This window comes from Halorhodospira neutriphila (assembly GCF_016584055.1).
Classification (GTDB): Bacteria; Pseudomonadota; Gammaproteobacteria; order Nitrococcales; family Halorhodospiraceae; genus Halorhodospira; species Halorhodospira neutriphila.
In genome coordinates this window covers 1-15,242 of record NZ_NRSH01000001.1, presented here as the reverse complement: position 1 = coordinate 15,242, position 15,242 = coordinate 1, and the positions used below count along the sequence as shown (strand labels likewise).

Annotated in this window: 13 protein-coding genes, 2 tRNA genes and 3 pseudogenes; 3 read left to right on the top strand and 15 right to left on the bottom strand. The window is 64.3% G+C overall.

Going from position 1 to position 15,242, the window contains the following annotated elements; translation table 11 throughout:
- Window positions 1–28 precede the first annotated feature (28 nt).
- From CKO13_RS00095 to CKO13_RS00075, 5 genes are all read right to left on the bottom strand, one after another.
- Window positions 29–1,717 carry an IS1634 family transposase gene (locus CKO13_RS00095; protein WP_200255654.1) on the bottom strand — a complete coding sequence of 563 codons (1,689 nt, stop codon included), beginning with the start codon at window positions 1,715–1,717 and terminating at the stop codon, window positions 29–31.
- 134 nt (window positions 1,718–1,851) lie between these two features.
- Entirely contained in the window at window positions 1,852–2,265 is a 414-nt protein-coding gene (locus CKO13_RS00090) for a transposase (RefSeq protein ID WP_200255653.1), read from the bottom strand.
- Window positions 2,266–2,589: 324 nt separating this feature from the next.
- The gene (locus CKO13_RS00085; RefSeq protein WP_200255652.1) at window positions 2,590–3,036 is read right to left on the bottom strand and encodes a hypothetical protein; all 447 of its coding nucleotides are present in this window, start codon (window positions 3,034–3,036) and stop codon (window positions 2,590–2,592) included.
- 96 nt (window positions 3,037–3,132) lie between these two features.
- Window positions 3,133–4,422, bottom strand: coding sequence for a helix-turn-helix domain-containing protein (locus tag CKO13_RS00080; protein ID WP_200255651.1), 1,290 nt, complete (start codon window positions 4,420–4,422; stop codon window positions 3,133–3,135).
- A 419-nt stretch (window positions 4,423–4,841) separates the two neighbouring features.
- The gene (locus CKO13_RS00075) at window positions 4,842–5,609 is read right to left on the bottom strand and encodes a hypothetical protein (protein WP_200255650.1); all 768 of its coding nucleotides are present in this window, start codon (window positions 5,607–5,609) and stop codon (window positions 4,842–4,844) included.
- 580 nt (window positions 5,610–6,189) lie between these two features.
- Here CKO13_RS00075 and CKO13_RS00070 point away from each other — a divergent pair.
- The 3 genes from CKO13_RS00070 (at window position 6,190) to CKO13_RS00060 (ending at window position 7,270) form a co-directional block, all read left to right on the top strand.
- On the top strand, window positions 6,190–6,420 hold the full coding sequence (locus CKO13_RS00070) for a hypothetical protein (RefSeq protein WP_200255649.1): 231 nt from the start codon (window positions 6,190–6,192) through the stop codon (window positions 6,418–6,420).
- Window positions 6,421–6,463: 43 nt separating this feature from the next.
- Complete coding sequence (locus CKO13_RS13035) at window positions 6,464–6,583, top strand: hypothetical protein (RefSeq protein WP_420827047.1); 120 nt, start codon at window positions 6,464–6,466, stop codon at window positions 6,581–6,583.
- Window positions 6,584–6,676: 93 nt separating this feature from the next.
- Entirely contained in the window at window positions 6,677–7,270 is a 594-nt protein-coding gene (locus CKO13_RS00060; protein ID WP_200255648.1) for a tyrosine-type recombinase/integrase, read from the top strand.
- Window positions 7,271–7,447: 177 nt separating this feature from the next.
- On the opposite strand, the gene CKO13_RS00055 is transcribed toward CKO13_RS00060, so the two are convergent.
- The 10 genes and pseudogenes from CKO13_RS00055 to thpR all read right to left on the bottom strand — a co-directional run.
- Window positions 7,448–7,524, bottom strand: a tRNA-Arg gene (locus tag CKO13_RS00055).
- 48 nt (window positions 7,525–7,572) lie between these two features.
- Window positions 7,573–7,662, bottom strand: a tRNA-Ser gene (locus CKO13_RS00050).
- Window positions 7,663–7,706: 44 nt separating this feature from the next.
- On the bottom strand, window positions 7,707–7,934 hold the full coding sequence (gene csrA, locus CKO13_RS00045; protein ID WP_200255647.1) for a carbon storage regulator CsrA: 228 nt from the start codon (window positions 7,932–7,934) through the stop codon (window positions 7,707–7,709).
- A 46-nt stretch (window positions 7,935–7,980) separates the two neighbouring features.
- On the bottom strand, window positions 7,981–9,234 hold the full coding sequence (locus tag CKO13_RS00040; RefSeq protein WP_200255646.1) for an aspartate kinase: 1,254 nt from the start codon (window positions 9,232–9,234) through the stop codon (window positions 7,981–7,983).
- A 63-nt stretch (window positions 9,235–9,297) separates the two neighbouring features.
- Window positions 9,298–11,892: an alanine--tRNA ligase gene (gene alaS, locus CKO13_RS00035; RefSeq protein ID WP_200255696.1), complete on the bottom strand. Its 2,595-nt coding sequence runs from the start codon at window positions 11,890–11,892 to the stop codon at window positions 9,298–9,300.
- Window positions 11,889–12,383 (bottom strand): regulatory protein RecX, encoded by a 495-nt coding sequence (locus CKO13_RS00030; protein ID WP_338034546.1) that lies wholly within the window; start codon window positions 12,381–12,383, stop codon window positions 11,889–11,891. Before CKO13_RS00030 ends, alaS begins: the two co-directional genes overlap by 4 nt.
- Window positions 12,380–12,808, bottom strand: a pseudogene (locus tag CKO13_RS12870) (recombinase RecA family protein); the annotation flags it as partial. The gene CKO13_RS00030 and the pseudogene CKO13_RS12870, both read right to left, overlap by 4 nt.
- Before the next feature lie 24 nt (window positions 12,809–12,832).
- Window positions 12,833–13,924: pseudogene (locus tag CKO13_RS12865) on the bottom strand (hypothetical protein); the annotation flags it as partial.
- Window positions 13,916–14,530, bottom strand: a pseudogene (recA, locus tag CKO13_RS12860) (recombinase RecA); the annotation flags it as partial. The pseudogenes CKO13_RS12865 and recA, both read right to left, overlap by 9 nt.
- Window positions 14,531–14,702: 172 nt before the next feature.
- Window positions 14,703–15,242 (bottom strand): RNA 2',3'-cyclic phosphodiesterase (gene thpR / locus CKO13_RS00005; RefSeq protein ID WP_200255645.1); only part of this gene is annotated, 540 nt, incomplete at its 5' end.

Genomic DNA, 15,242 nt, shown 5'->3' with positions numbered 1-15,242 from the left:
TAACCCGCAATTTGTCACAACACGGCTCTCAAGCGGGGCTCTGAGGCACCTCCACGCCGAGTTGCTGGAACAGCTCGAGCTGCTCCCCATCGGGCCGAGTCACCCCCTCGTAGCTCCGGCCTGCGATCTTGACCCGATGCTGCTGAACGCGACGAAGGACCCGCAGTGCGTGCTGCGGGGAGTGCTCACTGCCGGAAGCCTTGAGGCGCTGCCTCAGCACCCGGTGCAGGACCAAGGCGAGGAAGCAGATCAGCGCATGGGCCCGGATCCGTTCCGGCAGGCGGTGGTAAACGGGGGCGATCTCGATATCGCTCTTCAGTACCCGGAAGCCGCGCTCGATATCCGCCAGGGCCCGGTAGCGCGCGGTGATCTCGGTCGGCTCGTAGGCCTCCAGGCTCGTGACCAGCAGCAGCTTGCCGTCCATGCGCTCGGCGGCCGCCCAGGCCGCCTCGTCGATGTCGTAGCGGAAGGTCTCGGCGCCGAGATCCGCCTGGACGATGCTGCTCATCTGCTGGCGGAGCACCATCTGGTGGAAGCGCCGATGGGCGCTGCGATCCGTTGAGCGCCGTCCGCGCCCCGGACGGCCGGCGTCCTGGTTGTCCAGCCGCTCCGCCAGGGCTTGGCCGAGCTGCTCAAGGCGCTCGACCTTGCGCCGCCGGGCGCGGGTCTGCTCGGCGGCGCGCTCCGGATTGTGCGCCACCACAAGCCGCCGGCCCTGCCAGGCGGTCTCGGTGACCGACTCCGCCCCGGTCTGCTCGGATGCCTCGGCGAGCTGCGGATGCAGCTCGGCCATGATGTCCGTGAATTCCGCGTAGCGTCGCCCCGGCACGGCGAGGATATAGTCGACGGCCAGCCCCTCCTGCTCGGCCAGGGCCTCCAGGGTGTCGACGTTGTCGAGGCTGAGCAGGCCGCGATCGGCGACTACGACGACCCGCTTCAGCGGGTAGCGATCCAGCAGCCGGCGGAGCATCGGCGCCAGCGTGCGCGTCTCGGCGACGTTGCCCTCGAAGACCTCGTGGGCGATGGGTAGCCCGTCGGCGGTCTGCACGACCCCGAGGGCGAACTGTCGGCTGATACCGCCGGTATCCTTGCTCATCCCGTGCTGGCGCAGATCGCCAGCGACCTCGCGATCCCCGTGGATGCGCACCGTGGTGAGATCCCAGAACACGACGCTGAGATCCTGGTCGAGCAGCGGCTTGAGCTGCGCGGCGATGGCCTGCTCGACCCGCTCCGAGTGGCTCATCAGCGCGTCCATGGCCCGCAGGAGCTGGTCGTGGCGAAGCTGCTCAGACCGCAGCCCCGGGATCCGGACATCCTCCTGCAGCCACTCCAGGACCCCACGCTTGCTGCGCGGTGCGGCCAGACGATTAAAGACCATGGCGCGGATCAGCCCCTCGGCATCGAAGGCACGCCGGGAAGAGCGAAGCGCGCGGCGCAGGGCCTCATCCAGGCCCAGCTCCTGCCAGATCTGGTGCAAGGCCCAGAGATCGCCGTAGGCGCGGGCACGCTCGAATTGCGGCGTCTCCGGGTCGGGCTCCGATCGGCCTACAGCCCGCTGCAAGCTGCGGATGAGGCTATCGATTTCCTCCTCGCCGATCTGGTCGAGCCGCCCGAGATTAGCGACGACCCGCTGCTTCACCTTGCCCTCGGTGTCGCGGTAGCCCTCGACGAGGCGGAGGTAACGCCGGGGGCCGGACTTGGTCACGCGCACGAACATAGCACAACACTAACAATTCAATACGCATGACATGAAGATGCCATGTCCTACGTGCGTGTCACAACAGGACGCCTCCGGCGCACCTCGCCTTATCTAAGCAATCTCAGCCGGTTAAAGCATCTGAGAAGGGCAACTCACAGAGTGAACTGCCGAACTCGGGGGTTCTGCTCGTCGGCGAGGAGGTCGAGCAGCCGCGAGAGCGTCGGTTGCGAGGCGAGCTGCCGATCGACGACCTGCTCACCGCGCCGGTTGCTGCCGCAGGCGGCGAGCATCGGGTCGTCCCGGAGGGCCTCGGCATCCCCCTGGCTGTCCCAGCCCTGGCCGATCATCGTGAGGCTGTCGCGCAGCAGCGTACTGAGCGGATGCCAGACGCGGAGCGGATCGCGTGGGTCCTGGAGACGCTGGGTCATCCACTCGATGAGGCCCGTGCGCTCCAGGGCCTCGCGCTGCAGGAGCACCCCGGCGTCGGAGCTCAGCCGCTCGGGGCGAGCCTCGACCCGAAGGGCCTTGTTGAACGATGGCTGGAAGAGCGGTAGCGTTTCACCCATGGCGTGGCGTCGGCTCTGGTCCGTGGACTTTCCATCTTCATGATTGTCCAGAGCTTTCGGCGTCACGCCAACCTATTTGGCCGCCTGCCGTGAATAATCCGGGTTGCGGGCATCACCTGACATTGTCGGCGCCATTCCGGATTGTGTGGTTGACTGATTCATCAGATCAGGCAGCAGCTAGCCTACATGTTATGTGTAGGGTGACGCCGGCAGATGGGTAAGCTTGCCGCCAATCAGATAGCAAACGGTGATCAAGTTGGGCGTGTTGCGCTTGAAGGTTGAGCCTACGGCCTATCACTTCTCCATCCGATAGTTATGTGCTCTTCACGTAAGACTCAATTGTGGCCCACGTGTTATGCCACTCTGGTGGAAGATCTCGGGCTTCAAAGCGACGTCCCAATTTGATGTTCCGTGGGCCGGGTGCTGCCTGCAAGCCACTCCTACCTCATGCTTTCGGGCGACCCAATACTGCGGGGACTCATTCTTTCCCGGCGCCCCAAGCCACACAAAGACAAAGAACTGATTCTCCGGCGCTTCCTCCCATTGCTCCTGGGCGGCACGTAGAATAAATGACTTTGACCTCTCAGGATGGCACGATTTCACCTGGATAAAGCACAGCTGCATCTCATCCTTGCCACCGGCCATAATATCGTCGTCCGAGAAGTTCTCAGGCAACAGGGCGTTCGGAACCCCACGCTTCGACAGCTCCGCCGCAACATAGAGTTCTCCTGCATGCCCTCCGAGCTTTTTGACCCATTGCGGTGTTGACATATTCGCACTCCGAGTATGACACCTACAGCACAAAACGGCAGCTTAAAACGCAGTGACGAAGGAGCCGGACCTTAAGCTGCCCCGGTTGATAGTTTTTTATGCCCTCCGCATCCCTTCCTGTACCAACCATCCTTTAGGTGTGACCTGTATTGTTTTACGGCGCTTATCACCTTCATCTTGCGTGCTTACCACAAGCCCTGCCGCTTCAAGATCTCTCACATGAGGCCGGAAAGCAGCAACACTATTGAATCGAAAATCCTCATAATCGCTAGGACTAAAGGAGCCATCAATAGCAATGGCATCTTCAAAAACCTCCCAAGCACGCGGCTTCAATTGAGAATTTGCTGATTCATATGCACTTTGACAGGCTTCGCGGAGCCATTCCTCAAACCATCGTGCCTTCTCGTCCTCGGAAATAGGCGGTTGTTCGGAGGCTTCTGCCACCCATTGACAGTACGAATCAATGTGCCCTAATAAGCTTCGAAGGTTATAAAAAAGAATCCTATAAAGCCTTTGGAAATCATTTGGCATTATTGGGATATAGAAATGCTCGCTCTCCCTGAAAGTCTCAATTCGTGAATTGAAGACCTCGGTGACACGTTCGCTTTCAACTCCGCCAACTTCAATTGGTGGCTCTAACACTCCCTCAAGCCTTGGTGAAGCCGCTACGCCCAACACTATCCCTAATGCACCACACAAGACCCATCTAAGGCCGTGAACACTGAGAAGCTCATCTCTCAACGCCTCTAATTGCTCCCTTGCCTTTTCGGACGTTTGTAGTAATTCTAAGTTATCAATTACACAAACGACGGCACCTTCTTGAGGAGTGGGAAAAATTTCCTCTAGCCAGCCTCTAGCGGCACGAATAAATCCACTCCGGCTAAACCCGTCGCTAAGGTTAGCTATCGTTCCATACCCAAACGAAGCCCCCGCCCCACCGGCATTGAAGGTATGGTAAAGGGGTGAGTTTAGCCATCTATCCAGTTTTTCTTTCGCGGGATCAACCTCAATATGCCCACCCTCTATATAAGACGCCTGCTCTATCAGAGTTTGCACGACCTCATGATAAACATCACTTACAAATACTTCCAAGTCTACCTGAGGGTTTAGTTGAAACAACTTCCGACATGGGAGAAGCATTGGCTTTTCAGGGTCTCTCAAGAATGCTTCATAACAATCAAAGGACGCCACATTAACTAGACTGCTTTTTCCGACGCCATTGAGCCCTTCTATAGTTGGAAGCCTCGGTGGGTTTTCTAGCTTCTTTCTAAGTCTAAACCACTCATTTTCTCGCCCCACCAAAAGGCTTCGTCCTAATTCACTGGGTGGCAAAACATTCGTCTGGAACGGGTTGTCACTGAACCCCCATTCTCTATAAATGCTCATCGCTTAGTTACTCCCCACCTTCTTTTTGGCTCCCGAGACATAACGCTAGCGTAATTGGCCGGTTTGCAGAAAGTACCAGAACAAACCAACCCCATTGACGCGATTGTTAAGTATTCCAGTTTAGTTATAAATATGGTCTCAAAAATCAAGCGCAACAGCCTTCGATAAAGCTTGAAGCTCTTCGGTCATGGCCTCCTCGGGCGTTCTGAACTCCAGCGCCTACTGCTGTCTCGACAACGCTTACTCAAGATGACGGCGCGCTCCTGGTATTGAGGTGCTGGTATCGGTTGCTCATCGCTACATCCTACCCCGCACTGGCGTGGGTGTTGCGCTTGGAGGTTGAGCTACACAAGCCATAAACTCCTTGGCATTATATAATTACGCAGGTCGCAACAACCAATCTCTAGGAACTATACCCATCATAAATGCTTAGGGCATACATCATTTATATAACACTCTTCGCAATTAGGGTTTGTTATTCCGCACCAGCTTCTCCCAATTTCCCATGCTGAAGGATCAAGCAAAGCAGGAAAATCTGGCGATAAACGCCGAGCAGCTAGTATTGCAGCCTCATGGTCTTCTACGTCGTCTATTAGGCCGGCACGAGAAAAAACTTTCCTCAGTTGATTATCCGGCTTGACGTCTAGGTCAGGCAGTCTCTCTTGACCCCCCATGAGGCCATAATTTCGAACAAGTATAAGAACTGCCATACGAGACAATGCGTCTCCGATCCCCGGAAATTCTTCAAGAAGAGACCGGACATATTCTACATCTCTTTGGCTATTCCATATTTTTCTTGGATCCCCATCATAATTCTCAATAAGCAATCTTGCCATTTCTCTGAGATTTTTCGCGAATTCTTTCCAAAACCTATGGAAAGGCTGACCCCCGTATCCATACCGCACAAAGCCTTTCAGTTTTTTTAGATCAAGCGAATATATATTGTTCCACAAAACTGAAGGATCGGAATTGTCTCCCAAAATCAAAGATATCCATTCACCCGCCTCCCACGCAGACTCAGCTTCTATTTTACGATCAAACAAAACCCCAATCAGGAAGCTATTGGCACCGTGCGCACTAAGGCGTCGAATTTTTTCTGTAGGTTGCGCCCAATCTTCCATGTTCTCGGTGTATTCAATTAGCCTTTCGGCTACTCGTTTTTGTGTTTTTTTGCTCGCTTTTGCCATTTACATCTCCATCCACACAAAAAGAACATCTCGATGCGGACAGTTATCCCTTTGACGAAGTCATCAAAAATGGCACAAAGAAAATCCTAGAAGATGCCTTACCAAAGGGCCTTGATGATCAGCGCTAACCGCTCGAAAACCTCCAGGCCACAACGCCAATATCGACTGTAAAGAGGGAAGATAAATCAAGCAAAAAGGCTAGAAAATGCATAGCTCCTCCTTTGAGCGCAATTCATGCCAATCTTCCCCAAACATCCCCCACTGCGCAATACCCCACGCTCTGTGAAGGCTTGTAGTTTGGATAGTCGCTAACACCTCGGCCTACAACCTGCTAGTGCAGTCTGTCAACGACGGTCATCCCCGCGCAAACCCTGGAATCGATGTCGCAACGGGTCACGGCGTCTGCCGCCGAGCTTTTCCGCCGGCAGCAGTGCGCCGGGACGACCGCCAATATCATCCGCGCTGCCCACAACGATCTGCATGACCTCGGCACGTTCCGCTACGCCCGCCCTACGTCGTAGTCCCCATTGGCCGAGGCGTAGCGTGCGTCACGCAGTCATCGGCAAAAGGAGGGAGATCGATGTACGAGATCCAGAGTGACGTCCCCGCACCGGCCGCCCGTGCCATGCGCTACCCCCTCGATCAGCTCGAGGTCGGGCAGTCGCTCGTGCTCCGCCAGTACGAGGACCGCAGCCGGGCGCTGCGGAACCTGCGCGGGGCGGTGACGCGCCTGCGCCGGAGCCCCCCGGAGATGCGCTTCACCACCCGCATCGACCAGGACGGCAACCCGCGCACCTGGCGCGTCGAGTAGCCCGCCACGCGCCCGGCGGCTACTCCGCCAGGGGCGGGCGCGGGTGGTCCGCCGTGAGCCGTTCGTCATCCGGCTGCTGGACCGGGTGCGGGCGGCCTCGACAGTGCAGCCACGGCACTGCGCTTCGACCCCGGCGCCACGACCACGGGCATCGCCTTGGTGAGTTCGGGTCAGCGCGGTGACCGCGATCTCGAGGGCGCCGCCTACTAGCAAGGCACGCTCGCCAGCTGGGAACTTCGGGAGTACCTGCTACGCCGTGTTCAACCGCGCCCGCGACCGCGAGCTGGTGCACCACAACCCGTGCGAGGGCGTGCGGTACAACAAGGAGGGGAAGCGCACGCGCTACGTCACGGACGAGGAGTTCCTGCGCGTCAAGGCGCTGGCGAACGAGCACATGCAGGCGATCCTGGACCTGGCGCTGCTCATCGGCCAGCGCCGGGGCGACCTGCTCGCGATCCGCCAGGGCGATATCGACGCCGAGGGCATCTACCTGCGCCAGTCGAAGACCGGCCACCCCCAGATCATCCGCATGACCGAGGCGGTGCGCGACGTCGTCGACCGGCTGCTCAAGGACCGGCCCCGTGGGGGCGCCTACCCGCTGGTGTGCAAGCCGGACGGCTCGGGGTACACCGTGAACGGCTTCAACACGAACTGGCAGCGGCTGATGAACCGGGCGGTCAAGGAGGGGGCGGTGGAGCGCTTTCGCTTCCACGATATCCGGGCGAAGGCGGCTACCGACCTGCAGCGGGCCGGCCACGATCCCCAGGCCCTACTCGGCCACGCCAGCTGGACGACCACGGAGATCTACCTGCGCGACCGGGCTGGGCAGCTCGTCGAGCCGCTGCGCTAGGTGCGACGTTTTACCGCACCTCGAACGACGAACGGCGCGGCCAAGGGCCGCGCCGTCGAGCGCTGTGCTAGGGACAGCGAGCGGGCTTACGGAGGGCTTGCGGCTGGCGTTTTGTGCCAGATTGCAATTTTGTGCCAGATCCGCGAGGTGCTTTTTGGCGTAAGCCCTTGATTTGTTTGGCGCGCCGGGGAGGATTCGAACCCCCAACCTTCTGATCCGTAGTCAGATGCTCTATCCAGTTGAGCTACCGGCGCGTAAAGATCTCTATTATAGCGTTTTTACGATGCTAGTCAATAAAGATATGGCGGAGAGAGAGGGATTCGAACCCTCGAAGGGCTTTCGCCCTTACTCCCTTAGCAGGGGAGCGCCTTCGACCGCTCGGCCATCTCTCCAGCACGCATTACTCTAAGGGATACCCCCCGGCGAGGTAAACCCGTCACTCGATCTTGGAGCCGGAACTGTCCTCCGGAGGGGTGGGAGGGGGCGTACCCTCCTCGCTGCTCTCGTGGCGGATGCGCTCGTAGATCTCCTCGCGGTGGACGGAGACGTCGCGCGGCGCATTCACCCCGATGCGGACCTGGTTGCCCTTGACCCCGAGCACGGTGACGCTGATTTCATCGCCAATCATCAGCGTCTCACCTACCCGCCGTGTGAGTATCAGCATCGATTCGTACTCCTCAAGACTCTTACGGTGCGGTTTCCTAGACAGTCTAGCTCTCCGAGAGGCCTTCAAGCTCAGCCACCGGCGTGACGTTCTCCAGCTCGAAGGCCTTGTGCAGGGCCCGCACCCCGAGCTCGAGGTACTTGTCGTCGACGACCACCGAGATCTTGATCTCGGAGGTGGAGATCATCTGGATGTTGATGCCCTCGTCGGAGAGCGCCTTGAACATGGTATTGGCCACGCCGGCGTGGGAGCGCATGCCGACCCCGACCAGGGAGATCTTGACGATCTTGTCGTCGCCGACCACCTGCCGGGCCCCGAGCTCCTCCGCCTTGCGCTGGACGAGGTCGAGGGTGGTCTCGTAGTCGCGCTTGTGGACGGTGAAGGTGAAGTCGGTCAGCCCCTGCTGGCCGATATTCTGGATGATCATGTCCACTTCGATGTTGGCGCCGGCCACGGAGCCGAGCAGATCGGCGGCGATGCCGGGGGTGTCGGGCACGCCGATGACCGCCACCTTGGCCTCGTCCCGGTTGAACGCAATGCCGGAGATCAGCGGCTCTTCCATCTCGTTGTCCTCGTAGGTGATCAGTGTCCCCGGGCCCGGCTCGAAGCTCGAGAGCACCCGCAGCGGGACCCGGTACTTACCCGCGAACTCGACGGCGCGGATCTGGAGCACCTTGGAGCCGAGGCTCGAGAGCTCGAGCATCTCGTCGACGGTGATCGAGTCGAGGCGCCGCGCCTCGGGGACCACGCGCGGGTCGGTGGTGTAGACGCCGTCGACGTCGGTGTAGATCTGGCACTCGTCGGCCTCCAGGGCGGCCGCCAGGGCCACGGCGGTGGTGTCGGAGCCGCCCCGGCCGAGGGTGGTCAGCGCGCCCTCCTCGTCCACCCCCTGGAAGCCGGCCACCACCACGACGCGCCCCTCCTGGAGGTCGTCGCGCAGCACCTCGGCGTCGATGTCGAGGATCCGCGCCCGGCTGAAGGAGCTGTCGGTGAGGATCCGCACCTGGGCACCGGTGTAGCAGCGCGCCGGGCAGCCGATCTGCTCGAGGGCCATCGTCAGCAGCGCGATGGTCACCTGCTCGCCCGTCGACAGGAGGACGTCGAGCTCGCGGGCCGGCGGATCGGCGTGGACGGCCTCGGCGAGCTCGAGCAGGCGGTTGGTCTCGCCGCTCATCGCCGAGACGACGACCACCACGTCGTCGCCGTCCTCCCGGCTCGCCTTGACCTTGTCGGCGACGGCCTGGATGCGCTCCGTCGTCCCGACGGAGGTACCCCCGAACTTCTGTACGATCAGGCCCATAGGATCCTCAGGCTCCGAAAGGGCGCCTATTAAACACAATCGCTGGCGATTGTGAAAGGCGTACTATTCATCGATTTGCGCCTCGACCCACGCCGGCACCGAGCGCAGCGCCTCGTCGAGCTTCTCCGGCTCCTTGCCGCCGGCCTGGGCGAAGTCCGCCCGGCCGCCGCCGCGGCCACCGACCTGGATGGCGACGTGGTTGACCAGGTCGCCGGCGGCGAGCCGGCCGGTCAGGTCCTTGGTCACGCCGGCGACGAGCTGCACCTTCTCGCCCTCGACGGCGGCGAGCAGGATCACGCCGCTGCCGAGCTGGTTCTTGAGCTGGTCGAGGGTCTCGCGCAGCCCCTTGCCGCTGCCCTCGACGCGGGCGGCGAGGACCCGGACGCCGGCGACCTCCTGGGCCTCGTCGGCCAGGGAGCGCCCCGCCTGGGTGGCGAGCTTCTGCTTGAGCCGCTCGATCTCCTTGTCTTGCTCGCGGGTGCGCTCGGCGAGCTGCTCGGCCTTGACCTCGAGGTTCTCGGGGCTGACGCGCAGCAGCTCGCCGAGCCGGCGCAGCCGGCCGTCGACCTCCTGCGCCCAGTTGACGGCGCGCTCGCCGGTGATCGCCTCGATCCGGCGCACGCCGCCGGCCACGCCGGTCTCCTCGACGATCTTGAACAGCCCGATGTCGCCGCTGCGGCGCACGTGGGTGCCGCCGCAGAGCTCGCGGGAGTAGTCGCCGAGGGAGACCACCCGCACGGTGTCCCCGTACTTCTCGCCGAACAGCGCCATGGCGCCGGTCTGCACGGCCTCGTCGAAGGCCATGTGCTCGGCCTCGGCCGGGAGGTTGGCGAGGATCTGGGCGTTGACGCGGCGCTCGATCTGCTCGAGCTGCTCCCGCGAGGGCGCCTCGTAGTGGGCGAAGTCGAAGCGCAGCCGGTCCGGCGCCACCAGCGAGCCCTTCTGCTGGACGTGGTCGCCGAGCAGCTCGCGCAGCGCCTTGTGGAGCAGGTGGGTGGCCGAGTGGTTGCGGACGGTGGCCTCGCGGGTGCCCTCGTCGACCTGGGCGTGGACCTGGTCGCCGACGCCGAGGCGGCCCTGCTCGAGCCGGCCGAGGTGGCCGTGGGCCTCGCCCTGCTTGACGGTGTCCTCGACCCGGAAGCGCACGCCGTTGGCCACGATCACCCCCTGGTCGCCGACCTGGCCGCCGGACTCGGCGTAGAACGGCGTCCGGTCGAGGACCACCATGCCCTCCTCGCCCGGCTCGAGGTGCTGGACGGACTCGCCGTCGCGGTAGAGGGCGGTGACCTCGCCGGTGTCCTCGAGGGTCTCGTGGCCGGTGAAGCGGCTCTCGCCGGCGTCGACCACCTCCTGGCGCGGCCCGCCGAAGCGGCTCGCCGCCCGGGCGCGCTCGCGCTGCTCGGCCATGCGCCGCTCGAAGCCGTCGTGGTCCACCGCCAGCCCCCGCTCCCGGGCGATGTCGGCGGTCAGGTCGACGGGGAAGCCGTAGGTGTCGTAGAGCTTGAAGACCACGTCGCCGTCGATGACCTCGCCGCTGGCCTGCGCCAGGTGGTCGTCGAGCAGGGCGAGGCCGTGCTCGAGGGTCTCGCGGAAGCTGCGCTCCTCCTGGTGGAGGATCTTCTCGACGAGCTCGCGGCGCTCGGCGAGCTCCGGGTGGGCCTCGCCCATGACCCGCTCGAGGGGGTCGACGAGGCGGTAGAAGAACGGCTCCTCGATGCCGAGCTGATAGCCGTGGCGCACGGCGCGGCGGATGATCCGGCGCAGGACGTAGCCGCGCCCGTCGGTGGCGGGCAGGACGCCGTCGGCGAGCAGGAAGGCGCAGGCCCGGATGTGGTCGGCGATGACCTTCAGCGAGGCGTTGCCGCGGTCGCTGACCCCGGCGATCTCGCCGGCGGCGTCGATCAGCGGCACGAACAGGTCGGTCTCGAAGTTGCTGTGCACGCCCTCGATCACGGCGGCGAGGCGCTCGAGGCCCATGCCGGTGTCGACGCAGGGGCTCGGCAGGGGGTGGAGGTTGCCCTCGGCGTCGCGGTCGTACTGCATGAACACGAGGTTCCAGACCTCGATGTAGCGGTCGCCGTCCTGGTCCTCGGAGCCCGGCGGCCCGCCCGGCACCTCGGGGCCGTGGTCGTAGAAGATCTCCGAGCACGGCCCGCACGGGCCGGTATCGCCCATGGACCAGAAGTTGTCGTGGGCGCCGATGCGCCGGAAGCGCGCCGGATCGATGCCGATCTCCTCGAGCCAGATCCGCGCCGCCTCGTCGTCGTCCTCGTAGACCGTCGCCCAGAGGCGCTCGGCGGGCAGGCCGATGACCTCGGTGAGGAAGGTCCAGGCGTACTCGATGGCCTCGCGCTTGAAGTAGTCGCCGAAGGAGAAGTTGCCCAGCATCTCGAAGAAGGTGTGGTGCCGGGCCGTGTAGCCGACGTTCTCCAGGTCGTTGTGCTTGCCGCCGGCGCGCACGCAGCGCTGGCTGGTAGCCGCGCGGCTGTAGCCGCGCTGCTCGCGGCCGAGGAAGACCTCCTTAAAGGGGACCATCCCGGCGTTGGTGAACAGCAGCGTCGGGTCGTTGGCCGGCACCAGCGGCGCGCTCGGCACCACCGTGTGGCCCCGGCGCTCGAAGAACTCCAGGAATGAGGCGCGCAGCTGCGCCGATGTCATCTCTCCGCCCATACGGGTCCCTTCTCGTCGTCGTCTTCCGCGCCGAGCGTGGCGGCCCGCGCCTGCTCAGCCGTAAATCCGCGTCGCTGCAGGAACTGCGCCTGGCGCTGGACCTCGCGCCGCCCCGCCGGGGGCTGCGCGCCGAAGCGCTGGGCGCGCACCGCCCGGGCCTGCGCCTGCCAGTCCACCTCGGCGGCGGCGAGGGCCTCGTCGGCGAGCGCCCCCGGCAGGCCGCGCCGGCGCATCTCCTGCTCGATGCGCACCGGCCCGTGGCCGCGCTGGATCCGGCTGCGCACGAACGCCTCGGCGAAGCGGGCCTCGTCGAGCAGCCCCTCCTCGGCGAGGGCATCGAGCGCCGGCGCGGCCTGCGCCTCGGCGAAGCCGCGCTGGGCGAGCTTGTCGAGCAGCTCCCGGCGGGTGTGCTCGCGCCGGGCGAGCAGCCGCAGGGCGGCGGCGCGGGCCGCCGGCTCGTCGCCCGGCTCCTCGCTCACGCCTCGTCCCCGGTGCCCTCTTCCTCGGAGGCGGAGGCCTCGCCGGGGGCGCCGAGGACCTGCTCGCGGATCTTCTGCTCGATCTCGGCGGCCACCTGCGGGTTGTTGCGCAGGTACTGCCGGGCGTTGTCCTTGCCCTGGCCGATGCGCTCGCCGTTGTAGCTGTACCAGGCGCCGGACTTGTCCACGATCCCCTGGCTGACGCCCATGTCGATGATCTCGCCCTCGCGGGATATCCCCTCGCCGTAGAGGATCTCGAAGTCCGCCTGCTTGAACGGCGGCGCCATCTTGTTCTTGACGACCTTCACGCGGGTCTCGTTGCCGAGGACCTCGTCGCCCTTCTTGATCCCGCCCACCCGGCGGATGTCGAGGCGCACCGTCGAGTAGAACTTGAGGGCGTTGCCGCCCGTCGTCGTCTCCGGCGAGTTGCTGACGAGGCAGCCGTCGACGAAGTAGTTGTGATTATCGGCCACGCTGATATCGAAGCGCCGCCGGCTAATGCGCTGGCCATCCCGGTAGGGCACCCGCGTCCGGATCTCCTTGACGCGCATCGGCCGTAGGACCGGGCTTGTCTCGCTCGGGCCCTCCTCGCCTGAGCGGCGATGGTAGCGGCCACGGTACTCGGCGGGCAGCTTGTACTCCATCGGCCCGGGCACGAAGGGCGCGATCAGCTCAAACAGCCTCTGCGACTCGGCGACACTAAAGGTGATGACCCGATGCTCGCCGCACTGGCGCCAGCTCGTCTGGATACCGAACCGCGCAAAGATACGGTCAATACGCTCCTGGCTCTCGGCGTCCGTGAACCCGTTCACGTAGAGGCTCGCGACAGGGCGTCGCTGATAGGCCTTACCGCGCCAGTACGAGGTACCGGCTTGGAGCGAGCCGTCACCGCAGTACCAGTGGGCGATAGCCCGGGGCGTGATGTGCTCGACGATGGACTCGGGCACGACCTTCTGCGCTTGCTCAGGGTAGAAAAGCCCGCCCAGATCGCCAAGGCGCAGCAGGTGCCGGGTCTCTACGACGGTTGTGCCGCGAGGCGTCGTAGCGACGTTCGAGACGATATCCCCGAGCTCCTCGGCGAGACACTCCGCGTACTCAGCCTGACGGGGGCCGTGCTCTTCCCGGAAGTAGGCCGTCTGCTCGCTCCGCTGGGTGATGTTCCCGTCACCGAGCAGCGCGCCGATCACGACCTGCTCTTGATGGTCCGTAAGCGCCACCTCCTCGGTGCAGGCCGAGATCTCGTCGCCTGGCTGCAGCGCCTTGGCAGGACGCCAGCCGTAGGGCGTGTAGATCTTGTGATCCGGCGTACAGGAGAACCCGCGACGGCCGTTCCCCGTGGGGTTCTGCACGAAGAACTGCAGGAATGCGTCCGTCTCTCCGTTGACGTGCCAGTCCGTGACGGGCTTCGCCTCGAACGACTTGTGCTCGAAGTTGTAGGAGAGCACTTCGGCGGGCTGCTGCTGGTTGACGAGCTTGCCGATCTTCTCCCGGCTACCGTCGGCCAGCAGCACCTGGGAGTCGTAGGAGAAGCAACCGAACATCACCCCGATCTTCATGCGGATCTGGTTGATGAAGACCACCAGCGTGTTGGAGCGCTTGATGTTGGAGGTGAGCTTGCGCAGGGCCTGGGACATCAGCCGCGCCTGCAGGCCGACGTGGGAGTCGCCCATCTCGCCCTCGATCTCGGCCTTGGGCGTGAGCGCGGCCACCGAGTCGACCACCAGCACGTCGACGCCGCCGGAGCGCACGAGCATGTCGGCGATCTCCAGCGCCTGCTCGCCGGTATCCGGCTGCGAGACGAGCAGGTCGTTGATGTCCACCCCCACCGCCTCGGCGTAGTCCGGGTCCAGGGCGTGCTCGGCATCGACGAACGCCGCCGTGCCGCCGGCCTTCTGCGCCTCGGCGATGATGTGCAGGGTCAGCGTCGTCTTGCCCGAGGACTCGGGGCCGTAGATCTCGGCCACGCGGCCGCGGGGCAGCCCGCCGATGCCGAGCGCCACGTCGAGCGCCAGCGAGCCCGAGGAGATGGCCGCGACGTCGCCGCGCACCGCGCGGGCGTCGCCCATGCGCATGACGGCCCCCTTGCCGAACTGCTTCTCGATCTGGCCCAGCGCGGCGCCGAGCGCCTTCTTGCGATCCTCATCCATTGCCTTGCTCACCTGCTTCGCCTAGTGGCCCTACGCACGGGCGGGGAGGAGCTGAAGCGCCTCTACCGGACAGCCTCCCTGCCGCCGGCCCGCGCCCCGCTTTGAGAACGAGCAATTATCCCATACTCGGGCGGGGGCATCACCCGGGCGCCGCCCCCGGCCGAGCTTGATCCTATTCTAACAGGGTCCCGCCGCCTGCCCCATCCGCGCCCCCGCCGAGGGGCCAGGCCGCCTCGACCCGGTAGCTCGCCCCCTGCACGCCGCGCTCGGAGGCGACCAGGGTCAGCCGCTCCACCGGCCACTCCAGGGGCGTCTCCAGGGCGCCGCGCGGCGGCGGCGCGGCCTTGCGGAAGAGGGTGATGTGGGGGTGGAGGCGCTTGCCGTCGAAGGGCTGGTCGCGGCGGCGCAGCTCCCGGCGCAGGGCCCGGTGGAGATCGGCCAGCGGCGCCGGCGCCGCCTCCGCCCCCGCCCAGGCGACCCGGGCGCGGGCGAAGTAGCCGAGCCGGTCGATCACCAGCCGGAAGGCCGAGGCCTCCCGCGCCGCCGCGGCCCCCGCCGCGGCGGCCGCCGGCGGCTGCGCAGCGCCGAGGAAGAGAACGGTCAGGTGCATCTGCTCGGCGCTGACGGGCCGGCCCCGCCCGGGGTGCTCGCGCTGGAGCGCGGCCAGGGCCTCGCGCAGCCACGGCGGCGGCCAGAGGGCGAAAAACAGCCG